At 71.6% G+C, this 25724-nt stretch carries 20 protein-coding genes and 1 riboswitch; of the genes, 7 read left to right on the forward strand and 13 right to left on the reverse strand.

Translation table 11 applies throughout. The features are described from left to right. Window positions 1-11: 11 nt before the first annotated feature. Complete coding sequence (locus ABTZ59_RS04910) at window positions 12-1139, reverse strand: ferrochelatase (RefSeq protein WP_351390659.1); 1128 nt, start codon at window positions 1137-1139, stop codon at window positions 12-14. 160 nt (window positions 1140-1299) lie between these two features. On the opposite strand from ABTZ59_RS04910, the gene ABTZ59_RS04915 reads away from it, so the two are divergent. Both ABTZ59_RS04915 and ABTZ59_RS04920 read left to right on the forward strand, forming a co-directional pair. Continuing rightward, a complete protein-coding gene (locus ABTZ59_RS04915) occupies window positions 1300-2547 on the forward strand; it encodes an MFS transporter (RefSeq protein ID WP_351390661.1) in 1248 nt (415 codons plus the stop codon). After that, a complete protein-coding gene (locus ABTZ59_RS04920; protein WP_351390663.1) occupies window positions 2507-3826 on the forward strand; it encodes a D-arabinono-1,4-lactone oxidase in 1320 nt (439 codons plus the stop codon). The genes ABTZ59_RS04915 and ABTZ59_RS04920 overlap by 41 nt, the downstream gene beginning before the upstream one ends. Window positions 3827-3836: 10 nt before the next feature. Here the strand turns inward: ABTZ59_RS04920 and ABTZ59_RS04925 are convergent, their stop codons facing one another. Beyond that, window positions 3837-4682, reverse strand: coding sequence for a hypothetical protein (locus ABTZ59_RS04925; protein ID WP_351390666.1), 846 nt, complete (start codon window positions 4680-4682; stop codon window positions 3837-3839). Between the two features lie 458 nt (window positions 4683-5140). Here ABTZ59_RS04925 and sepH point away from each other — a divergent pair, with 458 nt between their 5' ends. Then, window positions 5141-6202 carry a septation protein SepH gene (gene sepH, locus ABTZ59_RS04930; RefSeq protein WP_351390669.1) on the forward strand — a complete coding sequence of 354 codons (1062 nt, stop codon included), beginning with the start codon at window positions 5141-5143 and terminating at the stop codon, window positions 6200-6202. 104 nt (window positions 6203-6306) lie between these two features. Here the strand turns inward: sepH and ABTZ59_RS04935 are convergent, their stop codons facing one another. Next, window positions 6307-7134, reverse strand: a complete 828-nt coding sequence (locus ABTZ59_RS04935; RefSeq protein WP_351390672.1) for a sulfurtransferase — start codon at window positions 7132-7134, stop codon at window positions 6307-6309. A gap of 207 nt (window positions 7135-7341) precedes the next feature. Between ABTZ59_RS04935 and ABTZ59_RS04940 the strand changes: the two genes are divergently transcribed. Further along, window positions 7342-8118: a VOC family protein gene (locus ABTZ59_RS04940; RefSeq protein WP_351390675.1), complete on the forward strand. Its 777-nt coding sequence runs from the start codon at window positions 7342-7344 to the stop codon at window positions 8116-8118. A gap of 101 nt (window positions 8119-8219) precedes the next feature. Here ABTZ59_RS04940 and ABTZ59_RS04945 read toward each other — a convergent pair whose 3' ends face one another. From ABTZ59_RS04945 to ABTZ59_RS04960, 4 genes are all read right to left on the reverse strand, one after another. Then, the gene (locus tag ABTZ59_RS04945; RefSeq protein ID WP_351390678.1) at window positions 8220-8861 is read right to left on the reverse strand and encodes a thymidine kinase; all 642 of its coding nucleotides are present in this window, start codon (window positions 8859-8861) and stop codon (window positions 8220-8222) included. Between the two features lie 67 nt (window positions 8862-8928). Beyond that, complete coding sequence (locus ABTZ59_RS04950; RefSeq protein ID WP_351390681.1) at window positions 8929-10125, reverse strand: alkaline phosphatase family protein; 1197 nt, start codon at window positions 10123-10125, stop codon at window positions 8929-8931. Then, the gene (locus ABTZ59_RS04955; RefSeq protein WP_249953025.1) at window positions 10125-10721 is read right to left on the reverse strand and encodes a DUF5998 family protein; all 597 of its coding nucleotides are present in this window, start codon (window positions 10719-10721) and stop codon (window positions 10125-10127) included. Before ABTZ59_RS04955 ends, ABTZ59_RS04950 begins: the two co-directional genes overlap by 1 nt. Before the next feature lie 91 nt (window positions 10722-10812). Beyond that, window positions 10813-13713 (reverse strand): bifunctional acetate--CoA ligase family protein/GNAT family N-acetyltransferase, encoded by a 2901-nt coding sequence (locus tag ABTZ59_RS04960; protein ID WP_351390686.1) that lies wholly within the window; start codon window positions 13711-13713, stop codon window positions 10813-10815. 176 nt (window positions 13714-13889) lie between these two features. On the opposite strand from ABTZ59_RS04960, the gene ABTZ59_RS04965 reads away from it, so the two are divergent. Next, a complete protein-coding gene (locus ABTZ59_RS04965; RefSeq protein WP_351390690.1) occupies window positions 13890-14171 on the forward strand; it encodes an HPr family phosphocarrier protein in 282 nt (93 codons plus the stop codon). A 157-nt stretch (window positions 14172-14328) separates the two neighbouring features. On the opposite strand, the gene ABTZ59_RS04970 is transcribed toward ABTZ59_RS04965, so the two are convergent. From ABTZ59_RS04970 to ABTZ59_RS04985, 4 genes are all read right to left on the reverse strand, one after another. Further along, window positions 14329-15018 (reverse strand): GntR family transcriptional regulator, encoded by a 690-nt coding sequence (locus ABTZ59_RS04970; RefSeq protein ID WP_249953028.1) that lies wholly within the window; start codon window positions 15016-15018, stop codon window positions 14329-14331. A 191-nt stretch (window positions 15019-15209) separates the two neighbouring features. Beyond that, window positions 15210-15986 (reverse strand): M23 family metallopeptidase, encoded by a 777-nt coding sequence (locus tag ABTZ59_RS04975; protein WP_351390695.1) that lies wholly within the window; start codon window positions 15984-15986, stop codon window positions 15210-15212. Between the two features lie 13 nt (window positions 15987-15999). Next, window positions 16000-16169, reverse strand: a riboswitch (cyclic di-AMP (ydaO/yuaA leader). Between the two features lie 188 nt (window positions 16170-16357). After that, entirely contained in the window at window positions 16358-17740 is a 1383-nt protein-coding gene (locus ABTZ59_RS04980) for a M16 family metallopeptidase (RefSeq protein WP_351390963.1), read from the reverse strand. A gap of 17 nt (window positions 17741-17757) precedes the next feature. Next, on the reverse strand, window positions 17758-19125 hold the full coding sequence (locus tag ABTZ59_RS04985) for a M16 family metallopeptidase (protein ID WP_351390966.1): 1368 nt from the start codon (window positions 19123-19125) through the stop codon (window positions 17758-17760). Window positions 19126-19327: 202 nt separating this feature from the next. On the opposite strand from ABTZ59_RS04985, the gene ABTZ59_RS04990 reads away from it, so the two are divergent. Next, the gene (locus ABTZ59_RS04990) at window positions 19328-21778 is read left to right on the forward strand and encodes a DNA gyrase/topoisomerase IV subunit A (protein ID WP_351390698.1); all 2451 of its coding nucleotides are present in this window, start codon (window positions 19328-19330) and stop codon (window positions 21776-21778) included. A 57-nt stretch (window positions 21779-21835) separates the two neighbouring features. Here the strand turns inward: ABTZ59_RS04990 and ABTZ59_RS04995 are convergent, their stop codons facing one another. After that, window positions 21836-23053 carry a CobW family GTP-binding protein gene (locus tag ABTZ59_RS04995; protein WP_351390701.1) on the reverse strand — a complete coding sequence of 406 codons (1218 nt, stop codon included), beginning with the start codon at window positions 23051-23053 and terminating at the stop codon, window positions 21836-21838. Between the two features lie 36 nt (window positions 23054-23089). Continuing rightward, entirely contained in the window at window positions 23090-24328 is a 1239-nt protein-coding gene (locus tag ABTZ59_RS05000) for a citrate synthase (RefSeq protein WP_351390704.1), read from the reverse strand. Between the two features lie 86 nt (window positions 24329-24414). Between ABTZ59_RS05000 and ABTZ59_RS05005 the strand changes: the two genes are divergently transcribed. Next, entirely contained in the window at window positions 24415-25638 is a 1224-nt protein-coding gene (locus ABTZ59_RS05005) for a citrate synthase (protein ID WP_351390707.1), read from the forward strand. Window positions 25639-25724: the final 86 nt, after the last annotated feature.

Raw genomic sequence — 25724 nt, forward strand, 5'->3', positions numbered from 1 at the left:
AGCGGGCTCCTTCAGGCGTAAGGGCTGTCGGCGCCCGCCGCGGCGGGCCTGGGGGCACGGGCGGGGCAGCAGCCGACCGGGCAGAGGTCATGGCTCGGACCGAGCGCGCCCAGGGAGCAGCGTTCGACCGCGCTTCCCCGCTCGGCGGCCGCGCGTTCCAGGAGAAGATCGCGTACGGCCGCGGCGAAGCGCGGATCCGCCCCCACCGTCGCCGAGCGGCGTACCGGAAGCCCCAGCTCGGCGGCCTTGGCGGTGGCCTCGGTGTCGAGGTCGTACAGGACCTCCATGTGGTCGGAGACGAAGCCGATGGGGGCCATCACGACGGCCGGGACGCCCTCGCCGTGCAGGGTCTCCAGGTGGTCGCAGATGTCCGGCTCCAGCCACGGGATGTGGGGGGCGCCGCTGCGCGACTGGTAGACGAGCCGCCAGGGGTGCTCGACGCCGGTCTCCTCGCGGACCGCGGCCGCGATCAGCCGGGCGACATCGAGATGCTCCGCCACATAGGCGCCGCCCTCGCCGTGTGCCTCGACGGGCCCCGAGGTGTCGGCGGCGGCGTCGGGGATGGAGTGGGTGGTGAAGGCGAGATGCGCGCCCGCGCGTACGTCCTCGGGCAGATCCGCGAGTGAGGCGAGCACGCCGTCGACCATGGGGCGTACGAAGCCGGGGTGGTTGAAGTAGTGGCGGAGTTTGTCCACCCGGGGCACCGCGAGCCCCTCGTCGGCCAGGGTGGCGAGCGCGTCCGCGAGGTTCTCGCGGTACTGGCGGCAGCCCGAGTACGAGGCGTACGCGCTCGTGGCGAGGACGGCGATACGGCGCCGGCCGTCCGCGACCATGTCGCGCAGGGTGTCGGTCAGATACGGCGCCCAGTTGCGGTTGCCCCAGTAGACCGGCACGTTCACGCCGTGCTCGGCGAAGTCCTTGCGCAGGGCGTCCAGCAGGGCGCGGTTCTGTTCATTGATCGGGCTGACCCCGCCGAACAGGAAGTAGTGCTTGCCCACTTCCTTCAGCCGTTCCTCGGGGATGCCACGGCCCCGGGTCACGTTCGCCAGGAACGGAACCACATCGTCCGGGCCCTCGGGACCGCCGAAGGACAGCAGAAGCAGAGCGTCGTAGGGGGAAGTCGCGAGCTGTTCTGGCATGGGTCCGATCCTCCCACCCGGCTCTCCGGGCCCGGCAACCGCGCCCCGCCCGGTGTCGGCCGAGGGCGCTCCGTACCACCCGGTCCGAAAATCGGGGCGCGTACGAGGGACCCGCGACCGTAAGCTGTATCGCCAGATTCATTGCTTACCGGAGCGTCCGTTGCCCAGTTCCTACCACGCGATATTCGCCGCTCCCGGTACCAAGGGATTCAGTGCGGCCGGTCTGATCGGCAGAATGCCGCTCGCCATGATGGGCATCGGCATCGTGACGATGGTCTCCCAGCTCACGGGGCGTTACGGGCTGGCCGGGGCGCTCTCCGCGACGCTGGCGATGTCCGCCGCGCTGCTCGGTCCACAGATCTCCCGGCTCGTCGACCGGCACGGCCAGGCGCGGATCCTGCGGCCGGCCACCCTGGTCGCGGTCACGTCCGTGGCGGGGCTGCTGGTCTGCGCCCAGCAGTCCGCCCCCGACTGGACCTTGTTCGTCTTCGCCGCGGGCGCCGGGTGTGTGCCGAGCCTCGGCGCGATGGTGCGGGCGCGCTGGGCCGCGATCTACCGGGGCTCACCGCGCGAGCTGCACACCGCGTACGCGTGGGAGTCGATCATCGACGAGGTCTGCTTCATCTTCGGGCCGATCGTCTCGATCGGGCTCTCCACCGCCTGGTTCCCGGAGGCGGGCCCGCTGCTCGCGGCCGTCTTCCTGGTCGTCGGTGTCGTCTGGCTGACCGCGCAGCGCGCCACCGAGCCCGTACCGGGGCCGCGCGAGCAGCACACCGGGGGTTCGGCGCTCCGCTCCCCCGGGCTGCGCGTCCTGGTGGCGACCTTCGTCGCGACCGGCGCGATCTTCGGCGCGGTCGATGTGGTGACGGTCGCCTTCGCGGAGGAGCGGGGCCACAAGTCGGCCGCGAGTCTGGTGCTGGCCGTGTACGCGCTCGGATCCTGTCTCGCCGGGGTGGTGTTCGGGCTGCTGCATCTCACCGGTCCCCCCGCGCGGAGGTGGCTGGTGGGTATCTGTGTGATGGCCGTGAGTATGATCCCCCTCCAACTGGCCGGGAACCTGCCGTTTCTGGCCGTGGCGCTCTTTGTCGCGGGCCTCTCCGTCGCACCGACGATGGTGACGACCATGGCCCTCGTCGAAGCACACGTACCGCGCGCCAAACTGACCGAGGGCATGACCTGGACCAGCACCGGGCTCGCGGTCGGCGTGGCGCTCGGCTCGTCGGCCGCCGGCTGGGTGGTCGACGCGGCCGGGGCCGAGGCGGGGTACGGGGTGCCCGTCGCGGCGGGCGCGGCCGCGGCCGTGGTGGCGTTTCTGGGGTATCGCCGGCTGCGCGGGCCGGTGCCGAGTCGGGGAGGGCGCGGGGCGGATGACCAGGAACCGTACGACGGCCACAAGAGTGTGGCGTAACTGGGCGGGGACCGTTACGGCCCGTCCGGCCCGTGTGGTGACCCCGGCCTCCGTCGAGGAGCTGACCGGGGCCGTACGCCGGGCGGCGGCGGAAGGGCTCAGGGTCAAGGCCGTCGGTACGGGCCACTCCTTCACCGCGGCCGCCGCCACCGACGGCGTGCTGATCCGCCCCGATCTGCTCACCGGCATCCGGGAGATCGACCGGACGGCGGGCACCGTCACCGTGGCGGCGGGCACCCCGCTGAAACGGCTCAACACGGCGCTGGCCAGGGAGGGACTGTCGCTCACCAATATGGGCGACATCATGGAGCAGACCGTCGCCGGCGCGACCTCCACCGGCACCCATGGCACCGGCCGCGACTCGGCCTCCCTAGCCACCCAGATCCGGGCCCTGGAACTCGTCACGGCCGACGGCTCGCTGCTGCGCTGCTCGGCCGACGAGAACCCGGAGGTCTTCGCCGCCGCCCGGATCGGGCTCGGCGCGCTGGGTGTGGTCACCGCGGTCACCCTGGCGGTGGAGCCGGTCTTCCTGCTGACGGCCCGTGAGGAGCCGATGACCTTCGACCGGGTCACGGCCGAGTTCGACCGGCATGTCGCGGAGAACGAGCACTTCGAGTTCTATTGGTTCCCGCACACCGGCAACTGCAACACCAAGCGCAACAACCGGAGCGCGGGTCACCCGGCGCCGCCCGGCCGGCTCAGCGGCTGGATCGACGACGAACTCCTCTCCAACGGGGCGTTCCAGGTGGCCTGTTCGCTCGGCCGCGCGGTACCCGCGACCATCCCCGCCCTCGCCAAGATCTCCAGCCGCGCTCTCTCCGCCCGTATGTACACGGACATCCCTTACAAGGTCTTCACTTCCCCGCGCCGGGTGCGCTTCGTGGAGATGGAGTACGCGCTGCCGCGCGAAGCGGCGATCGGAGCGCTGCGCGAGGTCAAGGCGATGATCGAACGTTCCCCGCTGCGGGTGAGTTTCCCGGTGGAGATACGGACGGCTCCGGCGGACGACATCACGCTCTCGACGGCGTCGGGCCGGGAGAGCGCGTACATCGCGGTGCATCTGTACCGGGGCACGCCGTACCGCTCCTACTTCACCGCGGTGGAACGGATCATGACCGGGCACGGCGGCCGGCCGCACTGGGGGAAGATCCACACCAGGGACGCGGCCTATCTGTCCGGGATATATCCGCGCTTCGACGAGTTCACGGCGGTACGGGACCGGCTGGATCCGGACCGGCGGTTCGGCAACGACTATCTGCGGCGGGTTCTCGGGGACTGAGGGCTGTCCCTCAGGGCGTGTCCCGCGACGTGCTGGAGTCGGCCGTTCCGGTGTCACTCGTTCCGGTGCCGCCGGTGCCGTTGGAGGGAGTTGGCGCCGGACTGGATCCGCCGGAACCGGAGGGAGTGGTGGAGGGCGTGGTGGACGGGGCGGGCGATGGATCCGTACTGCCGCCCTGTCCGCTGTCCGTACCCGTACCCGAACCCGCGCTCGGTCCGGTGCCGGGCGGGCCGCTCGGGTCCGTACCTCCGGTGCCGCCCGACGACCGCCCGTCCGGTGCCCCGCTCGGATCCCCGCTGGGGCCGGGGGAGTTGGCGGGGTCCTTCGACGGGGTGGTATCGCCGCCACCGCCGCGTACGACGTATCCGACGGTCGTCCCCTTGCCTCCGTTCAGATCCCGCCCGGCGGCGAGTTCGAACCCGGTGATGCCGACCATCGCCACCACGAAGACGACAACGGCCGCGCGGAGCGGGCGCTTCCAGCCCCGTACCCGGGTGCCATGGGTCGTGGCCTCCCCGAACTCCCCGTCCGGCACAGGCGGATTGCCGGAATCGTTCCGTACCGGCACCTGCCGGCCCCCCGGCTTCGCCTGGACGGTGACCTCGCGTATCTGCTCACCGGTGCGCCGGAACAGATGCTGGAAGACCGGGCCGCCGCAGGTGGCGACCAGGCTGACCACACCGGCGCCGACGATCGTCCCGTACACGCCGAGCCGGGAGGCGAGCACGGCCGCCGCGACCGTCGCGAGCGTGCTGCCGGCGACCTGCGCGACGCTCAGATCGAGCCGCTGTTCCCGCCCGTTCCCGGATACCTCGCTCCCGCCCCGCCGCGTACCGCTGCCCGACCGCTGATCCATCTACCGTCCCTGATCGCCCATCTGTCCCACCTTGCACCAGGAAAGGACAACTGGGCGAAACGGATAGTTCCGATTTCGGGGATTCTGTGAAGCAGGACACCCGTTCGGGATCGTCACCGGGACCCAACTCCCCTACCCTGGGAGAACTTGGGCGGCGCGCCGGTCCACCCCCGTGGCCCGAATGGAGTACTGTGGCGAGCCCTGGGGCCGGACTCCCTCATGGGCGTCCGGGACCTACGGGAAGGGGGCCGAAGGTGGCACTCGATCCGGCGGAGCCTTGGCACCGTACGGGCACCTGCTGCAGAGAGTGACCGAGTCCGTCACTCTGCGTCGCAAACAGGTAACCGTGCCATCGGCGATCCAGGACCCATGCCCGACACGCCGGGCAGCAGCACGGAAAGGTTGTGGCAGGCTGCACCCGGGCAGGCCACACTCGACTAGCGGAAGCAGCGACGCACGTGACGTCGGCAGGCACCACCCGGGAGGTCCCCATGCCCGAACTGCGTGTCGTGGCCGTCTCCAACGACGGCACACGACTGGTGCTCAAAGCTGCCGACAGCACGGAATACACGCTTCCGATTGACGAGCGGCTACGCGCCGCCGTGCGCAATGACCGCGCCCGTCTCGGCCAGATCGAGATCGAGGTGGAGAGCCACCTCAGACCGCGTGACATCCAGGCCCGGATACGAGCCGGTGCCTCCGCCGAGGAGGTCGCGCAGCACGCCGGAATCCCGGTGGACCGGGTCCGCCGCTTCGAGGGCCCGGTGCTCGCCGAGCGCGCCTTCATGGCGGAGCGGGCCAGGAAGACGGCCGTGCGCCGGCCCGGCGAGAACACCGGGCCCCAGCTCGGTGAGGCCGTGCAGGAGCGGCTGACGCTGCGCGGCGCCGACAAGGAGACCGTGCAGTGGGACTCCTGGCGCCGCGACGACGGCACCTGGGAAGTCCTGCTGGTCTATCTGGTCGCGGGCGAGCCGCACTCCGCGAGCTGGACGTACGACCCGCCCCGGCGGCTCGTGCAGGCCGTGGACGACGAGGCTCGGGCGCTGATCGGTGACACCGACGACACGGTCGCCGCGAAGGAGCCGAGCTTCCCGTTCGTGCCCCGGATCGCGCGGCTGCCGCGCGATCGGCCGCTGGATCGTTCCCTCGATCGGCAGCTGGAGCGGCCGGTCGCGCCCGAGCCGGACGACACGAGTGAACGCGACTCGCTGACCAGTCTGCTGGAGGCGGTGCCGAGCTTCCGCGGCGACATGGTGGTGCCCGAGCAGCCCGTGGGCCCGGCCGCCGACCAGGAGGAAGAGCCGGACGCCGAGGAGCCGGTGGCGCCCGCCGCCTCCGCCGGTGCCGGATCGGCGTACGCGGATGTGCTGATGCCGCGTTCGGTGGCCGGTCACCGGGACCGGCTCACGGGTACGACGGACCGCCAGGCGGAGGCGGACGGCGTACGTCCGGGCCGGCGGGCCGCGGTGCCGAGCTGGGACGAGATCGTGTTCGGTACGCGCCGCAAGAAGCAGGATTAGCAAGGACGTACGCATGAAGCGGAAGGGGTCGGTGCTCACCACGACTGGTGAGCACCGACCCCTTCGGCGCGCTCGGGATCTGCCGGGGTGCCCAGGGGATCCGCCTACTGGGGATCCGGCCCCTTGGCGACCGGACGCGACGCGTCGCTGGACCACTCGGACCAGGAACCCGCGTACAGCGCCGCGGGGATACCCGCGATCTCCAGGGCCAGCACCTCATGGGCGGCCGAAACACCCGAGCCGCAGTAGACACCTACCTTCGAATCGCCGGTGACCCCCAGTGCCGCGAAGCGCGCCGCGAGGTCCTCGGCCGGGAGAAACCCACCGTTTTCAGCCACATTCTCAGTGGTCGGCGCCGACAGCGCGCCGGGGATATGGCCGCCGACGCGGTCGATCGGCTCGACGTCGCCGCGGTAGCGCTCGGCCGCCCGCGCGTCCAGCAGCAGCCCCTCACGGGCCAGGGCCGCCGCGCCGTCCGCGTCCAGCAGTCCGAGCGCGCCGGGCGCCGGGATGAAGTCGCCCTCCTCCGGTGCCGGGATCTCGGTGGTGACGGGACCGGTCCAGCCGGCCAGTCCGCCGTCCAGGACGCGGACGTCCGGGTGGCCCGCCCAGCGCAGCAGCCACCAGGCGCGGGCCGCCGCCCAGGACTGCCCGCCGTCGTACACGACGACCGGCCTGTCCTGCGAGACTCCGGCCCGGCGCATCGCCGCGCCGAAGGCCGCCGCCTCGGGCAGCGGGTGCCGGCCGGCCGCGCCGGGCGGGCCCGCCAGCTCCTGGTCGAGGTCGACATAGACGGCGCCGGGCAGATGGCCGGCCTCGTACTGCGCGCGGCCGGGCGGACCGCCGAGCTGCCAGCGGGCGTCGAGCAGGACGGGCGGGCGCGGCCCGGCCGACTCGCAGGCGAGTTCTGCTGCGGTGATGATGGCTGTCATGGGCGCCATCCTCCCGCACGATTCGGGCCGCTCGTAACGGTGCAGAAACGGGGGGTAAACAGCGAATCGAGATCCCGCCAAATGCGGCGCGGTCATCCGGCGCGGGATGCGGCTGGGTGACAGCATCTCCACGGCCGTACGGCCATGACACGGCGGCTCGCGTTCGGCACGGGGCCGCCACCACGAAGGTCCGAGGAGAGAGTGACGATGACCGAGGCAGCGATCCGGCGCACACCCGGCACGCCCTGCTGGGTGAGTCTGATGGTGCACGGCCTTGCCGCGACCGAGGAGTTCTACGGAGCGCTGTTCGGCTGGGAGTTCCAGCCGGGACCGCAGCAGCTCGGACCGTATGTCCGCGGACTGCTCGACGGCAAGGAGATCGCGGGCATCGGCCAGCTCCCGCCGGACCGGCAGCTGCCCATCGCCTGGATGACCTATCTGGCCACGGACGACGCCGATCTGACGGCCGAGACGATCAGGAGCTGCGGCGGCACCGTCGGCGTCGGGCCGCTGGACGCGGCCGAGGCCGGCCGGATGGCCATAGCCGCGGACCCGTCGGGGGCGGTCTTCGGGATCTGGCAGGCGGCGGCGCATATCGGCACGGCCGTCGCGGGGGCCCATGGCACACCGATCTGGAACGAACTGATCACGCGTGAGACATCCACGGTCGGAAAGTTCTACGAAGCACTCTTCGCTTATGACGTCGAGTCGGTCGTCTCGGCCGACTTCGACTTCCTGACGCTGCGTCTGGAGGGCAGGCCCGTCGCCTCGCTGCACGGCGTCGGCCGGTCGCTCAGCCGCGTTCTGGGCTCGCACTGGATGACGTACTTCGAGGTGGACGACACGGACGCCGCGGCGGGGCTGGTGACCGAACTGGGCGGGCGGGTGATCACGCCACCACGCGAGAGCGAGTACGGGCGGCTCGCGACGGTCGCGGACCCGGAGGGCGCGGTCTTCACGATCGTGCGGTCGGCCAGGCACTGACCCGTGTGTACCGGCGGCTCCCGATGACGTGAGCGGCCGGGCACCCAAGCGGCGGCTCGAACCGGATTACGTCCGGGGTCAGACCGGGAGTACGTCCGGGGTCAGACCGGCAGTACGTCCGGGGAGAGGGCGGCCGCCCGCGCGGTGGCCGCGGTCATCCGGCGGCGGTGATGGCGCCGGCACAGCACCTCGTACCCCACCTCGTTCCCGTTCTGGTGGACATCCCCGACCACCACCTGCGCTCCCTCGACGACCATGGCGCCGCCGACCGTCCGCGCGTTGTGCGTGGCCCGCGCGCCGCACCAGCAGAGCGCCTCGACCTGAAGGACCTCGACCCGGTCGGCCAGCTCCACCAGCCGCTGTGATCCGGGGAAGAGCTTGGAGCGGAAGTCGGTGGTGATGCCGAAGGCGAAGACGTCCAGTTCCAGATCGTCCACCACGCGCGCGAGCTGGTCGACCTGCTCGGGGGCGAGGAACTGGGCCTCGTCGGCGATGACATAGTCGCACCGGCCGCCCCTGGAGAGCCGGTCCACCAGATACGCGTAGAAGTCGAAGCCCTCGGCGGCCTCGACGGCGTCGGTCACCAGGCCCAGCCGGGAGGAGAGCTTGCCCTCGCCCGCGCGGTCGTCTCGGGTGAAGATCATGCCCTGGAGCCCGCGCGCGGAACGGTTGTGCTCGATCTGAAGAGCGAGGGTGCTCTTTCCGCAGTCCATCGTTCCGGAGAAGAACACCAGCTCTGGCATGAGGGGGTGACGGCCTTTCGGTGACAGGAGGAGGGCCCGGAAGCGACGGGGAGCGGTCCTTCAGGCGCTAAGAGCGTACTTCGAGGAGCGGGACGAGCTGCTCGACGGGGGTCATGGAACCGTGCATCCCGACCATCGCCGACTCGTGCGGCTCCTGTACGGAGGCGGTGATCACCACATCGTCGTGAGCCGCCGCGACGACATCGCCGATCCGGCCGTGCACCCGCTCGTCCATCGCGCCGGGAGGTCCGAACCAGCCCGCCGCGATCGCCTCGTCCCGGCTCGCCACCCAGAAGCGATCGCCGAGAACTTCGCGCCAGACGGTGAGCACATCGGTCTCGGCGCCCGGTACGGCGTAGACATGGCGGGCCCGGCCCTCGCCGCCGAGCAGCGCGACTCCGGCGCGCAGCTCCCAGTCCTCGTCGAAGTCGATGCGCGACTCCTCGTCGAAGGGGATGTCGATCATGCCGTGGTCGGCGGTCACATAGAGGGCGGCCCGGGGCGGCAGTTGCTCGGCGAGACGCTGGACGAGCCGGTCGACATACATCAACTGGCCGCGCCAGGCGTCGGAGTCGACGCCGAAGCGGTGCCCCTTGCCGTCGACCTCGCTGTAGTACGTGTAGACCAGCGAGCGGTCCCCCGCGGCGAGTTGCTCGGCGGCCAGATCCATCCGCTCCTCGCCGGAGAGCCGGCCGAGGAAGGTCCCGCCGCTGAGCGCGACCTTGGTGAGCGGGGTGTGGGCGAAGGTCGGCGACGACACCTGGGCGGTGTGGACGCCGGCGGCGTCGGCGAGCTGGAAGACGGTGGGATACGGCTGCCAGACATACGGATCCGTCCAGGGCTTCCAGCGGAGCTGGTTCATCAGCGCGCCGGTCGCGGGGTCGCGGACCGTGTAGCCGGGCAGGCCGTGGACGGCGGGCGGCAGACCCGTACCGACGGAGGCGAGAGAGGTCGCGGTGGTGGCCGGGAAGCCCGCGGTGAGCGGGCGCCCCGTGTTGCCGCGCGAGCTGCCGAGCAGCGAGGCGAGATAGGGCGCTTCGTCCGGATGTGCCGTGATCTGTTCCCAGCCAAGGCCATCGATCAGAAAGACGCAGTTCCGGTCGGCGGGGGTCAGTTCGGAGATGGCCGCGGTCAGGTTCGGTACGCCCTGGCCGGCCGCGAGCGTGGGCAGCAGATCGGCGAGCGAGCCGCTGCCGTACTCGGGCAGCGGCGCGGAGTCGAGCGCGAGCGGAACGGGGTCCTGCCAGAGGGCTTCGGCGGCCATCAGCGGCCGGGCGCCGTGCCGGCGGCGGTGGCTTCGGAGAGGGCCTGGGCGAACGCGAGCGTCTGGCGCACGGTGTCCGGGCCGTCCCCGGCCTCGCTGACGCGCAGGCTCAGATCGTCGGCCGTGGAGCTGCCCGTGTAGCCGTGGTCCGCCTCGCAGTTGGGGTCGCCGCAGGCGGCGGGCTCCAGATCGATCCGGGAGACGGCGCCCCAGCCGATGGTGAGGACCACTTCACGCGGCGGGGTGCCGGGGGTGTACGACTCCGGGTTGGCGACGACGCGGCTGACCACGACCGACGAGATGCGGTCGAGCTTGACCGACTCGGTGGAGGTGGTGGCGTACGGGGTCGGGGAGCCTGCGTCGGCGGTCTGCTCGTCGGTGTGGCTCACGATGAAGCGGTGGGCGGTCAGGACGAGGACGGTGACATGCCTGCGTACCTCATTGGCGTCGAAGGTGGTCTCCTGATGCACCACGTACGACGCGATCGGCTCGCCACCGACGGCGGCCTCCACCGCCTCGGCCACGAGAGCCGGGTAGTAGCCGCTGCGCTCGATCGCCGTGCGCAGCCCCTGGGTCGTCGTACCGGTCTTCGCCATGGGCTCCATCCTACGGTGGCCGGATGGCTGCCGGAGACGCTCCGTACCGGCCTCATCCGGCCGGAACCTCCAGGTTTCGACCGGCGGCCGATCAGTAGCTGGGGAGCCGGCGCGGGCCGAGGTCGTCGCGGGCGGGCGGCGGTGCGAGCCGGACGTTCGCGCCGAGAACGGTGAGTCCCCGGGTGGCGACGACCACGGGCTCCAGGGTGACGGAGACGATCTCGGGGTGGTCGTCGACCAGCCGGGAGACTCGCAGAAGCAGTTCTTCCAGGGCCGGGGTGTCGACCGGTGTGGAGCCGCGCCAGCCGAACAGGAGGGGCGCCGAGCGGATGGATCTGATCTGTTCGGCGACATCGCGGTCGGTGGCCGGTACGAGCCGGTGGGCGAGATCGCCGAGCAGTTCGGAGGGCGCTCCGGCGAGCCCGAAGGAGAGCACGGCTCCGGCGGCGGCGTCGATGGCGGCCCGTACGACGGTGTCCACGCCGCGCGGGGCCATGGCCTGGACGACGGGCCTCAGCTCGGCGGGGCCGCCGAGCGTCTCGGTCAGCTCGCGGTGGGCGAGGCGCAGTTGTGCCTCGTCGGCGAGGTCGAGCCGGACGCCCCCGAGGTCGGAGCGGTGGCGCAGATGGGGTGCGGTGGTCTTCAGCGCGACGGGGTAGCCGAGCCTGTCCGCCGCGGCGACGGCGTCGTCGGGGCCGGGCGCGGGGAGGGTGGGGCGTACCGGGATGCCGTACAGCCCGAGCAGTTCCCCTGTGTCGGCGGCGTCGAGCGATACGCCGTGGCGGTCGGGGGTCTCACCGAGCAGCCGCTCGATGAGGAGGGCGGCCGCGCTCTGGTCGATGGTCTCGTCGAGGGATTCCGGCACCTTGCCGGGCTCGGCGCTCTGCCGTCGCCACTGCGCGTAGCGGACGGCTTCGGCGAGCGCGCGGACGGCGCGTTCCGCGGCGGGGTAGGCGGGGATCCGGCCGGAGGCGGTGGGTGCGGGGGCGGGCGGTTCGGTGGGGGCGGCGGTTTCGGGCGTGGGGGCGGGCGGTCCGGTGGGTGTGACGGGTGCGGCGGCTTCGTCGGCTTCGTCCGCCGTTCGCGTGCTGGGGATCGTCGTCCCGGGGGCGTCCGCGGCCGGGCCTCGCGCGCTGCCCTCCACCGCCGCCAGCGCCTCCGCCAGACCGCCGATCTCCACATGGACCACCGCGACCGGCTTCCCCGGCGCGCTCGCCACGGCCTCGCGCAGCGCGGTGCCCACGGCGCCGCCATTGGCGGGATCCGCCGTGCCCGTCTCCCCCACGTGCGGGATCGCGGTCACCACGACCGCGTCGAAGGCCGGGTCCGACAGGGCTGTCGTGAGGGCGGCGCGGAAGTCCTCCGGGGTCGCGGCGGTGGTGAGGTCGCGTGGCGGCGAGGGGCGCAGGCCCTCCGTCAGACAGGCGTCATACGTGAGCAGGCCGAGGGATTCGGAGTTGCCGAGGATCGCGACGCGCGGTCCGGCCGGCAGGGGCTGGGAGGCGAGCAGGAGTCCGGCGTCGACCAGTTCGGTGACCGTGTCGACCCGGATCACCCCGGCCTGCCGCAGCAGCGCCGAGACCGTCGCGTCGGGGATACGAGTGACCGGGACCGCGTGTCCGGGGGGCGCGCTGCCGCTGTGGCGCGCCCCCTTGACGACCACGACCGGCTTCAGCGCCGCCGTACGCCGGGCGAGCCGGGTGAACTTCCGCGGATTGCCGATGGATTCGAGGTAGAGGAGGGCGACATCGGTGTCCGGGTCCTCGTACCAGTACTGGAGGATGTCGTTGCCTGAGACGTCCGCGCGGTTGCCCGCGGAGATGAAGGACGACAGGCCCGCGCCGCGCCGGTGGAGCCCGGAGAGCAGGGCGATGCCGATGGCTCCCGACTGGGTGAACAGTCCGATTCGGCCCCGTTGGGGCGGCTCGGGCGCGAGCGAGGCGTTCAGCCGGACGGCGTCGGCGGTGTTGATGATCCCGAACGCGTTGGGGCCGATGATGCGCATCCCGTACGAGCGGGCGTGCCGCACCAGTTCGCGCTGGCGCTCCAGGCCCTCGGCGCCGCTCTCCGCGTAACCGGCGGAGAGGACCACCAGGCCCCGGACGCCGTGCCGGCCGCAGTCTGCGACCGCTTCCGGCACCCGGACCGCCGGTACGGCGAGGACCGCGAGGTCGACCGGGTCACCGATCGCCGCGACGGACCGGAAGGCGGGGACGCCGTCCAGCTCGCGCAGGTCCTCGGCGAAGGCGTGGTTCACCGCGTACGCGCGTCCGGTGAAGCCCGCTCCGAGCAGATTGCGCAGGACGGTTCGGCCGACGCCGCCGGGCGCGCGTCCGGTGCCGACGACGGCGACCGAGCCCGGCGTGAGCAGGCGCTGCACCGAGCGTGCCTCGGCGCGCTGCTCACGGCCGCGCTGCACGGCGAGGGATTCGGCGGTGGGTTCGAGGTCCAGGGTGAGGCGTACGGAGCCGTCCTCGAAGCTGCGCTTCTGCGTGTATCCGGCGTCCCGGAACACCTTGATCATCTTGCTGTTGGCGGGGAGCACCTCCGCGGCGAAGCGCCGGATGCCCCGTTCGCGGGCGACCGCCGCGATGTGTTCCAGCAGGGCCGAGGCGACACCGCGCCCCTGATGCGCGTCCTGGACGAGGAAGGCGACCTCGGCCTCGTCGGCGGGCGCGCTCGCCGGGAGCCCCCGCTCGTCGATGCGGTCGTACCGTACGGTCGCGATGAACTCGCCGCCCACCGTCACGGCGAGCCCCACCCGGTCCACGTAGTCGTGGTGGGTGAAGCGGTGCACGTCCCGGTCGGAGAGGCGTGGGTAGGGGGCGAAGAACCGGTAGTACTTCGACTCGTCGGAGACCTGTTCGTAGAAGCTGACCAGCCGTTGCGCGTCCGCGGTGGTGATGGGCCTGATCCGCGCGGTGCCTCCGTCGCGCAGCACCACGTCCGCTTCCCAGTGATCGGGGTACGCGTGGTCCGACGGCGTCTCCATGGGCAAAGCCTACGGTGCGGGCCGCTCCACGGCCCGGGCTCCGGGGGCGGTGACGGGGGCGGATCCGAGGTCCGTCCAAGGTCTGTCCAAGGTCCGTCCGGGGTCGGCACCGGAGCAATTCGTGGCACATGAGACGCTGGTCTAGACATCGTTTTTGAGACTTGAAGGGCAACACCATGGCTGAGCGCCGCGTCAATGTCGGCTGGGCCGAGGGCCTGCACGCCCGTCCCGCCTCCATCTTCGTCCGCGCCGCCACGGCCGCCGGCGTCCCGGTGACGATCGCGAAGGCCGACGGCAGCCCCGTCAACGCCGCGTCGATGCTCGCGGTGCTCGGTCTGGGCGCGCAGGGTGGCGAGGAGGTCGTGCTCGCTTCCGAGGCGGAGGGCGCCGACGCCGCGCTGGACCGGCTGGCGAAGCTGGTCGCCGAAGGACTCGACGAGCTGCCCGAGACGGTCTGAGCACTGCCGGGGACGATCCCCGACTTCCCGGACGCCGGAGTGTATTTCCACGACGGAGCCGCGGTTCGCTGAATTCAGCGGACCGCGGTTCCGTTTTTCGTGCGGGCACCAAAAAAGGCGCCCCACCCTTTTCTCTTCTTTGTATACGGCGTGAATGTTAATCGCGGACACCCGCGGTGTTTACGGTATGTTGCGAAGCCCTCACCTTTTCCCGGCCGCGCTCCGGCCGCTTCAAGCGGTGGACCGCCGCGGTGCGCTCCGCGTGCAGCGCCGTCAGTGCCCGCGCCCGCTCCGCGTCGCCGCGCGCCACCGCGTCCACGATCGCGCCGTGCTCCGCCCAGGACTCCACGGGGCTGGCGGGCCGGTCGACCACATACATCCAGGCGATTTTGTGCCGGAGCTGGGTGAGCGGGGCGGTGAGCGCCGGACTGCCCGACGCCTGGGCGAGCGTCTCGTGGAACCAGCCGCCGAGCGAGCGCAGATCCTCGCCCTGGCCTCTGCGGGCCCGCTCCTGCCCCAGTCTGACCAGGCCGCGCAGGACCTTGAGATGGGCTTCCGTACGGCGCTGGGCGGCGCGCGCGGCGCCCAGCGGCTCCAGCAGCAGCCGCACCTCAAGAAGGTCCGCCGCCTCCTGCTCCGTGGGCTCGGCCACACAGGCGCCGACATGGCGGCGGGTGGTCACGAAGCCCTCGGACTCCAGGGTGCGCAGGGCCTCGCGCACCGGGACGCGGGAGACGCCGTAGCGCCGCGCCAGCTGCTCCTCCGTGAGCCGGCCGCCACGTTCGAATACGCCGGAGACGATGTCGTCGCGAATCGCCGTGCATACCGAGTGCGCGGGAATGCGCATGTCCGAACCTCCGCCTTAATACGCGCGAAACGCAGCCGATCGACGCCTGTTCCGTGACTCTATTGCAATCATCGAGAATTTCCGATGGGTGCCCGTAATCCATGGATATCTTTTGGCCAGCGGAGGGCGGCGGACACGGGTGGAACACCGAAGGCCCCGGCGTGCGCCGGGGCCTTCGGGTGGCGGAGTGGTCAGACGTTCACGCCGTGCGCGCGCAGATACGCGACGGGGTCGATGTCCGAGCCGTAGTCGGGGCCCGTCCTGGCCTCGAAGTGGAGGTGCGGCCCGGTGGCGTTGCCGGTCGCGCCGGAGAGGCCGATCAGCCGGCCCGGGGTGACGCTCTGGCCGACGGCGACACCGATCGACGAGAGGTGGCCGTACTGGGTGTACGTGCCGTCGCTCATCCGCAGCACGATGTTGTTGCCGTAGGAGCCGCCCCAGCCCGCCTCGACCACGGTGCCCGTCCCCACGGCGACGACAGGCGTGCCGGAGGCCGCGCGGAAGTCGACGCCCGAGTGGCTGCCGGAGGACCAGAGCGAGCCGCCCGCCCGGTATCCGGTGGTGACGTACGAGCCGGCGATGGGGAGCTGGAAGGCGTTGAGGCGTTCGCGCTCCGCGGCCCGCGCCGCGCGCTCCTTCTCGGCACGGATCTCCTTGGCGCGGGCCTCCGCCTCGCGTGCCGCCTTCGCCTTCGCCGCGGCTTCCGCCTCGGCCTCGGCGGCGGCCCGGGCCTGCGCGTCGGCCTGGGCGTCGATGACGCCGGCGAGGGAGTCGTTGATGACCAGGGCCTGCGCCAGTCCGGTCCCCCGGGCGGCGGCCACGTCGGTGTCGGCGGCGAGCGCCGGGGAAGCGGCGAGGGTGCCGATGACGCCGGTGGCGGTGAGAGTCGCGGCGCCCGCGACGTGCGCGCTCCTGCGGATCGTACGGCCGCGGGCACGATGCTTCCCGGTGGCACGGGTGAACGCCATGGAATGGCTGGTCCTTTCCTTCCTTCTCGCCTACCGGGTTAGCTGACGGGTTCGGAGCAGGAAGGTCTCCTACGGACCCCTCCGCGTGATCGAGCCGCGAAGGCCGTCCGATTCACCCCAGGGACTTCATGGGTCCCCGGCTCCCCGGGCTCGCGCCTGACGGGGACTCGGCGATGACTGTCCGATGCCGCGGACGCGGCGTAACTGGCGAACAGCCGGACCGACGTTAAGCGGGTCGTCTTTCAATCACCAAACAGACAGGCCCCTTTGTAGCGCACACCACAGGGCAGACAGCCATTCTCACCAACAAAGAGGGACATAAAGGGAAACCCCGGCGGCCGAAGCCGCCGGGGTTCCCTGGAGAGGCCGGATCAGCCGGTGACGACCGTCACTTCACCGATCCCCAGGGCCGTGACCGGCTCCTTGATCTGGGCGGCGTCACCGACGAGCACGGTGACGAGCCGGTCCACCGGGAAGGCGTTGACGGCCGCGGCCGTCGCCTCGACGGTGCCGGTCTCGGCCAGCCGCGCGTACAGCCGCGCCTGGAAGTCGTCCGGGAGGAACTGCTCGACCTGGTCGGCCAGCGTGCCCGCCACGGAGGCCGCCGTCTCGTACTTCAGCGGGGCCACCCCCACCAGGTTCTGGACGGCCACATCGCGCTCGGCGTCGGTCAGCCCCTCGGCCGCGAGGGTGCGCAGCACCGTCCAGAGGTCGTCCAGCGCGGGGCCGGTGGACGCGGTGTCGACGGAGCCGCTGATGGCGAGCATCGCCGCGCCGGTCGCGCCGCCCGGGGCGTCGGGCGCGGAGGAGCGCAGCACCTGGCCGAAGGCCCGGACACCGTAGGTGTAGCCCTTCTCCTCGCGCAGCACGCGGTCGAGCCGGGAGGTGAGCGTGCCGCCCAGGCAGTACGTGCCGAGGACCTGGGCGGGCCAGACCCGGTCGTGCCGGTCGGCGCCGACGCGGCCGATCAGCAGCTGGGTCTGCACGGCGCCCGGCCGGTCCACGATCACCACGCGGCCCGTGTCGTCGGCGGTCACGGGCGGTACGGGACGGGGTGCGACGGTGTCGCCCGTCCAGGCGCCGAGAGTGTCGGCGAGGACCTCGTCCAGATCGACTCCGGTGAGATCACCGACGATCACGGCGGTGGCGGTGGCCGGGCGTACATGCGCCTCGTAGAAGGCGCGCACGCCCGCGGAGTCGATGCGCTCCACCGTCTCCTCGGTGCCCTGGCGCGGCCGTGACATGCGCGAGGACGCGGGGAACAGCTCCTTGGCGAGCTGCTTGGCGGCACGGCGGGCCGGGTTGGCGGTCTCGTGCGGGATCTCGTCGAGGCGGTTGCGTACGAGCCGCTCGATCTCGCTGTCCGCGAAGGCGGGGGCCCGCAGCGCCTCGGCGAGCAGGCCGAGCGCCTTGGGCAGCCGGGAGACCGGCACCTCCAGGGAGAGCCGTACGCCCGGGTGGTCGGCGTGCGAGTCGAGCGTGGCGCCGCAGCGCTCCAGCTCGGCGGCGAACTCCTCGGCACTGTGCTTGTCGGTGCCCTCGGAGAACGCCCGCGCCATGATCGTGGCGATGCCGTCGAGCCCGTCGGGCTCGGCGTCCAGCGGGGCGTCGAGACTGATCTCGACCGCCACCACCTGCTGCCCGGGACGGTCGCAGCGCAGCACCGTCAGGCCATTGTCGAGAGCGCCGCGCCCGGGGGCGGGGAAGGCCCAGGGGCGAGCCTCGCCCGCCGTCGGGCGCGGGTGGAATTCCATGGTCACGGCAGCGTCGGTCACTGGTCCGCCCCCTCGTGCTCGTCGGTCTCGTCTTCATCGGCGGAGGCGTCGTCGCCGTCGGCGGTGACCGGCTCGTAGACCAGCACCGCGCGGTTGTCGGGGCGCAGCCGCGCCGCGGCGACGGCGCGTACCTCTTCGGCGGTGACGTCCAGCACGCGGGTCACGGCGGTCAGCGCCAGCTGCGGGTCGCCGAAGAGCACGGCGAACCGGCACAGCTCGTCGGCGCGGCCGGCGACCGTACCGAGCCGGTCCAGCCACTCGCGCTCCAGCTGGGCCTGGGCCCGCTCCATCTCCTCCGCGGTGGGGCCCTCGGCGGCGAAGCGTGCCAGCTCCTCGTCGACCGCGGCCTCGATCTCCGGGACCTCGACACCGCCGGACGTCTTCACGTCCAGCCAGCCGAGGGAGGGGGCGCCCGCCAGGCGCAGCAGCCCGAAGCCCGCCGCGACCGCGGTCCGGTCACGGCGCACCAGCCGGTTGTGGAGCCGGGAGGACTCGCCACCACCGAGGACGGTCAGCGCCAGATCCGCGGCGTCGCACTCGCGGGTGCCGTCGTGCGGCAGCCGGTAGGCGGCCATCAGCGCGCGCGCCGGGACCTCCTCGTGGACCTCCTCGCGCAGCTGCTCACCGATGGTGTCGGGGAGCGAGCCGTCGCGCGGCGGCTGCTTGCCGTCGTGGGACGGGATCGAGCCGAAGTACTTCTCGATCCAGGCGAGTGTCCGCTCGGGGTCGATGTCGCCGACGACCGAGAGCACCGCGTTGTTGGGCGCGTAGTTCGTACGGAAGAAGGCGCGGGCGTCCTCCAGGGTCGCCGCGTCCAGGTCGGCCATCGAGCCGATCGGGGTGTGGTGGTACGGGTGGCCCTCGGGGTACGCGAGCGCGGTCAGCCGCTCGAAGGCCGTACCGTAGGGCACATTGTCGTACCGCTGGCGGCGCTCGTTCTTGACGACGTCCCGCTGGTTCTCCATGGACTCGTCGTCGAGCGCGGCGAGCAGTGAGCCCATCCGGTCGGCTTCCAGCCAGAGCGCCAGCTCCAGCTGGTGGGTGGGCATCGTCTCGAAATAGTTGGTGCGCTCGAAGCTGGTGGTGCCGTTCAGGGAGCCGCCCGCCCCCTGCACCAGCTCGAAGTGGCCGTTCCCCTTCACCTGTGCCGAGCCCTGGAACATCAGGTGCTCGAAGAGGTGGGCGAGTCCCGTACGGCCCTTGACCTCGTGGCGTGAGCCGACGTCGTACCAGAGGCACACCGCGGCGACCGGGGTCAGGTGGTCCTCGGAGAGCACCACGCGCAGGCCGTTGGCCAGGCGGTGCTCGGTCGCTGTCAGGCCGCCGGAACCGGCCTGCGCTGTGGCCGTGTGACCCATGGGCATGTACGTCCCTTCGATCGCGATATGGAGAAGTCCTGCCACTGTATGCAAGCGTGCTCGCACCTGGCGAAGTTCCCGGTGCCGGGCACCCCCCGACGCGTGCTCAACGACGGGTCGAGGTCGGGGTTGTCAGCGGCGCGGTCCACAATGGTCCGCGTCAGTCAGAGAAGTTGCCGTTCAGAACTGTGAAGGAGCCGCAGCCGCGATGGCCCGCCGCAGCACGAAGACCCCGCCGCCGGAGGACTTCGAGGAGAAGATCCTCGACATCGACGTGGTCGATGAAATGCAGGGCTCCTTCCTTGAGTACGCCTATTCGGTGATCTACTCCCGGGCCCTGCCGGACGCCCGCGACGGTATGAAGCCCGTACACCGCCGCATCGTGTACCAGATGAACGAGATGGGCCTGCGCCCCGACCGCGGCTATGTGAAGTGCGCGCGCGTCGTGGGTGAGGTGATGGGCAAGCTCCATCCGCACGGAGACGCGTCGATCTATGACGCCATGGTCCGCATGGCACAGCCGTTCTCCATGCGGCTGCCGCTGGTGGACGGCCATGGCAACTTCGGTTCGCTCGGCAACGACGACCCGCCGGCCGCCATGCGTTACACCGAGTGCCGGATGGCCGACGCCACGTCACTGATGACGGAGTCGATCGACGAGGACACCGTCGATTTCGAGTCGAATTACGACGGCCAGGAGCAGGAACCGGTCACGCTTCCGGCCGCGTATCCGAATCTGCTGGTCAATGGCGCCTCCGGGATCGCGGTCGGGATGGCGACGAACATGCCGCCGCACAACCTGGGGGAGGTCGTGGCGGCCGCACGCCATCTGATCAGGCACCCGGGCGCCGACCTGGACACGCTGATGCGTTTCGTGCCGGGTCCCGATCTGCCCACCGGTGGCCGGATCGTCGGGCTGGCCGGCATCAAGGACGCCTACGAGAAGGGCCGGGGGACGTTCAAGATCCGGTCCACCGCGACGGTCGAGGATGTCTCCGCGCGCCGCAAGGGCCTGGTCGTCACGGAACTGCCGTTCGCGGTCGGTCCCGAGAAGGTGATCGCGAAGATCAAGGATCTGGTCTCGGCCAAGAAGCTCCAGGGCATCGCGGACGTCAAGGACCTCACGGACCGGGCGCACGGACTGCGTCTGGTCATCGAGGTCAAGAACGGTTTCGTGCCCGAGGCGGTGCTTGAGCAGCTCTACAGGCTCACGCCCATGGAGGAGACCTTCGGGATCAACAATGTGGCGCTGGTCGACGGCCAGCCGCTGACGCTGGGCCTGAAGGAACTGCTTGAGGTCTATCTGGACCACCGCTTCACGGTGGTGCGCAGGCGCAGCGAGTTCCGGCGGACGAAGCGGCGCGACCGGCTTCACCTGGTCGAGGGACTGCTCGTCGCGCTCATCGACATCGACGAGGTCATCCGGCTCATCCGGTCCAGCGACAATTCCGCGCAGGCCAAGGAGCGGCTGATCGAGCGCTTCTCGCTCAGCGACATCCAGACGCAGTACATCCTGGACACGCCGCTGCGCCGGCTCACCCGGTTCGACCGGATCGAGTTGGAGAGCGAGCGCGACCGGCTCAACGGCGAGATCGACGAGCTGACCGGAATCCTGGAGTCGGACGCCGAGCTGCGCAAGCTGGTCTCGTCCGAACTGGCCGCGGTGTCCAAGAAGTTCGGCACCCCGCGGCGCACGGTGCTGCTGGAGTCGGCGAGTTCGTCCGTCGCGTCGGTGCCGCTGGAGGTCGCGGACGACCCGTGCCGGGTGCTGCTCTCGTCCACCGGTCTGCTGGCCCGTACGGTCAATGGCGAGCCGTTGGAGGGCGGTGACGGCAAGCGCGTCAAGCACGATGTGATCGTCTCGGCCGTGCCCGCGACGGCGCGCGGCGACATCGGCGCGGTGACCTCCACCGGACGGCTGCTGCGGATCGCGGTGATCGACCTGCCCCAGCTGCCGGACACGGCCTCGGCGCCGAGTCTGTCCGGCGGGGCGCCCGTCTCGGAGTTCCTCTCACTGGAGGGTGACGAGGAGGTGGTCTGTCTGACCACGCTGGACGAGTCGTCCCCGGGGCTCGCGCTGGGCACGCTCCAGGGTGTGGTCAAGCGGGTGGTGCCCGACTATCCGTCCAACAAGGACGAGTTGGAGGTCATCAGCCTCAAGGAGGGCGACCGGATCGTCGGCGGCGCGGAGCTGCGGACCGGCGAGGAGGATCTGGTGTTCATCACCTCCGACGCCCAACTGCTGCGCTATCCGGCCTCGCAGGTACGGCCGCAGGGCCGGCCCGCGGGCGGTATGGCGGGCGTCAAGCTCGCCGAGGGCGCCTCGGTGATCTCCTTCACCGCGGTGGATCCGGCGGTGGACGGCGTGGTCTTCACGCTCACCGGCTCACACGGCACGCTGGACGATTCGGCGCGTACGGCCAAGCTCACCCCGTTCGACCAGTACCCGCGCAAGGGGCGGGCCACGGGCGGTGTGCGCTGTCACCGCTTCCTGAAGGGCGAGGACATGCTGGTTCTGGCCTGGGCGGGGGCGAGTCCGGCTCGGGCGGCCACGAAGACCGGGACTCCGGTGGAGCTGCCGGCGCCCGATCCGCGCCGGGACGGTTCGGGCACGCCGTTCACGAAGGCGGTCGAGACACTGGCCGGCCCCGCGCACTGACGGGCGGTCCGTTCACGGCACGTCCGGGTACGGGTATGGGTACGGGTCCGACTACGGCTACGAGTAGGGGTACGGGTCCAGATCCGGGTCCGGGTCCGGGCTTTCGGGCTCAGACCCGGTCCCGGACCCGGACCCGGGCTCGGCTTCAGACTCGGTCAGGTCGGGTACGTAGCGCAGGACGCCCCACATGCCGCTCCGGTCGACGGCGGAGGCGTCCCGCGGTTCCGTCTCCTGGCAGGCGTCCAGCTCCTTGAGCAGGGCCTCCCGGTCGATTCCCGAGCCGATCAGCACCAGTTGGGTGAGGCGTTCCTCGCCGCGGCCCCAGGGCGCCGGGTGGAAGCGCAGCGACCGGCCGACCGCGTGCAGGGCGTAGCGGTTGGCCGGGTCGGCCGACCCGAAGTCGACGAATCCCTTGATCCGGTAGAGCCCCGGGGGCCGGGAGTCGAGGAAGGCCATCAGCCGCCGCGGGTTCATGGGTGCCCCGGCGGTGAAGGACACGCTCTCGTAGGCCGCGTGGAGATGCCCGTCGTGGGACGGGTGATCGTCATGGGAGCCGTGCGTGTCCTCGCCGTGCGTGTCCTCGCCGTGCGTGTCGTCGCCGTGCGTGTCGTCGCCGTGCGTGTCCTCGTACAGGTCCTCGAAGGAGAGCTGACGCGCCTTCTCCTCCTCGTCGGGCCGGACCGCCGGGTCGAAGAGCAGTTCCGGGTCGATCCGCCCGTACGAGGCGGAGACCACCGGCGTCCCCGGCCCCAGTCGCTCCAGGGTGGCGAGGACGCGCCGCTGTTCCGTCTCCGCCACCCGGTCGGTCTTGTTGAGCACCACGAGATCGGCGATGGAGACATGCCGGTCGATCTCGGGATGGCGCGCCCGGGTGGCGTCGAACTCGGCGGCGTCGACGACCTGGACCAGTCCCCCGTACACGGCGTGCGGATGGTCGCCGGTGAGGATCATCCGGACGAGTTCCTGCGGTTCCGCCAGCCCGCTGGCCTCGATGACGACGATGTCGATCCGGGCGGACGGCCGGGTCAGCCGCTCCAGATAGCCGTCGAGTTCGCTCGCGTCCACGGCGCAGCACAGACAGCCGTTGCCGAGCGAGACCGTCGAGCCGACCTGTCCCGCGACCGTCATGGCGTCGATCTCGACGGCGCCGAAGTCATTGACGACCACCGCGATCCTGTTGCCGGCGCGGCGGCGCAGCAGATGGTTGAGCAAGGTCGTCTTGCCCGATCCCAGAAAGCCGGTGAGAACGACCACCGGGATCTGCTTCCTGCTCACGCGCGCGCCTCCGTGCCGGGTCGGGTTCCGTCCCGCTCAGCCGGCCGGCACCGGCTGGGGCGGGGGCGGTCCCACATAGCGGGCCGCCGGGCGAATGATCTTGGAGTCCGCCGCCTGCTCCAGGATATTGGCGCTCCAGCCGACCACCCGCGCGGCGGCGAAGGTCGGCGTGAACATCGCACGCGGCAGGCCGCACAGCTCCATGACCACACCCGCGTAGAACTCCACATTGGTGTGCAGCTCTCGGCCGGGCTTGAGTTCGGCGAGGATCGCCTCGACCCGTGACTCGACCTGGACGGCGAAGTCGGCCGACGGGCCGCCGAAGCTCTCGGCGATCTCGCGCAGCATGCGGGAGCGGGGGTCCTCGGTGCGGTAGACGGGGTGGCCGAAGCCCATGATCCGGCCCCCGGCGCCGACGCGTTCCCTGATCCAGGTGTCGATACGGTCCACGGTCCCGATGGCGTCGAGGGTGTCGAGTGCCCGGCTCGGCGCTCCGCCGTGCAGCGGCCCCGAGAGCGCCCCCACGGCGCCCACCAGAGCGGCGGCCAGATCGGCCCCTGTGGAGGCGATGACCCGGGCGGTGAAGGTGGAGGCGTTGAAACCGTGGTCGATGGTGGAGATCAGATAGCGCTCGATCGCCCGCGCCCGATCGGGGTTCGGTTCCGAACCGGTCAGCATGTAGAGGTAGTTGGCGGCGTGGGGCAGATCATCGCGTGGTTCGACCGGTTCCAGGCCCTGGCCGAGCCGGTAGAGGGCCGTCAGCATCGTCGGTACGGCGGCACAGGCCACGAGGGCGTCCGCACGGCGCGCGTCGGCGTCGATGTCGTACAGCGGGCGCATCCCGGCGCGTGCGCCGAAGAGCGAGAGGGCGGTGCGCAGCCCGGCGAGCGGTCCTGACCGGGCGGAGGCCCGGGCGATGACGGGCAGTGCCGCTTCGATGTCCTCGGGCAGCCGACGCAGACGGGCGGTCCGCTCGGTGAACTCCGCACGCCCGGCGGCGTCCGGCAGTTCGCCGTGGGACATCAGGTACCAGACGTCCTCGAAGCCCCGCTTGCGCGCCAGCTCGACGGCGGAGTACTGGCGGTAGTGGTAGAAGCCCTCGGCTCCTCTGACATCCCCGAGCGCGGTGTCGGTGACGACGACGCCGGCGAGTCCGCGCGGTACGGCGGCGGGTGCCGGAGCTTGGGCCGGGGTGAGGGCAGGCGTGGTGGCGGGGGTGGTGGTTCCCGTGGTCCCGGTGGTCCCGGTGGTCCCGGTGGTCCCGGTGGTCGGCATGGTTCCTCCTTGGGCTTGATTCGACTGTCCATGCTTTACTCAATCAGTGTCAATATTGATTGAATCAACACATGTACGGTGAGGACATGGACGACGAGGAACAGCGGCTGACCACCCGGGAAGCGGCCGAGCGGCTCGGGGTGAAGCCGGAGACGGTCTACGCGTATGTCAGTCGGGGCCAGCTCTCCAGCCGCCGTGACCCGGCGGGACGCGGCAGCACCTTCGACGCCAGAGAGGTCGACGCGCTCGTCCGCAAGGGCAGACGCGAGCCGTCGGCGGGCAGCGACGCCTTCCAGATCCGTACCGGCATCACGCTCATCGACACGGACCGCTACTACTTCCGGGGGGTGGACGCGACGGAGCTGGCGCGGCGCTTCCACTACGAGGAGATCGCCGACTGGCTCTGGACGGACACGATGCGGACGGGGGTACGGTTCACCGCCCCCGCCGAGGCCCTTGCCGCCGCCCGGCGCGCGGTCGGGGCCCTGCCCGCGCACAGCGGCCCGACGGACCGCCTGCGCGTGGCCGCCATCGCGGCCTCGATCGCCGATCCGCTGCGCTTCGACCTCTCGCGGGACGCGGTGCTGGCCACCGCCCGTACGCTCATCCCCACGCTCGTGGACGCGCTTCCCCCGGTCGGCCCGCCCCGGGACGGTGACGGTCTGCTGGCCCGTCGGCTGTGGTCGCGGCTGACCGCGCGCGAGCCGGGTGAAGCGGGTGTACGCGCCCTGGACATGGCGCTTTCGCTGCTCATCGACCATGATCTGGCGGCTTCCACGCTCGCCGTCCGGGTCGCCGCGTCCGCCCGCGCGCATCCGTATGCCGTGGTGTCGGCGGGTCTCGGCGCGCTGGAGGGACCGCTGCACGGCGCGGCCAGCGGCCTCGCCCACCGGATGCTGACCGACGTGCTGGAGCGGGGCAGCGCGGCGGCCGTGGTGGCGGACCATCTACGGGTCGGCCGCCGGGTGCCGGGGCTGGGCCACCGCCTCTATCCGGGGCGGGATCCGCGCGCCGAGGCGCTGTTCACCGTCGTGGCCGAACTGCCGGGCGCGGGCCCCGTGCTGGCGGCGGCGCGCGAGGTGGAGGCGACCACCGCCCGTCATGTCATTCCGCACGCCAATGTCGATCTGGCGCTGGCGGCGCTGTCGGTGAGCGCCGGGATGCCGGCCGAGGCGGGCGAGACGGTCTTCGCGGTGGCCCGTACGGCGGGGTGGATCGCGCACGCCATCGAGGAGTACGGCGAACGGCCGCTGCGGATGCGGCCGAGCGGCCGGTACGACGGCCCCCGTCCGCCCCGGGACCTGACCTGAGCGGGGCGGATCCGGGCCGGGCGGACGAGGGCCGTACGGCATGGCCGTCGCGGTTGCCCGGACGGGCAGGTCCGCGGTCCCGTCGC

Source organism: Streptomyces sp. NPDC094034 (genome assembly GCF_040303865.1).
In the GTDB taxonomy this organism is placed as follows: Bacteria; Actinomycetota; Actinomycetes; order Streptomycetales; family Streptomycetaceae; genus Streptomyces.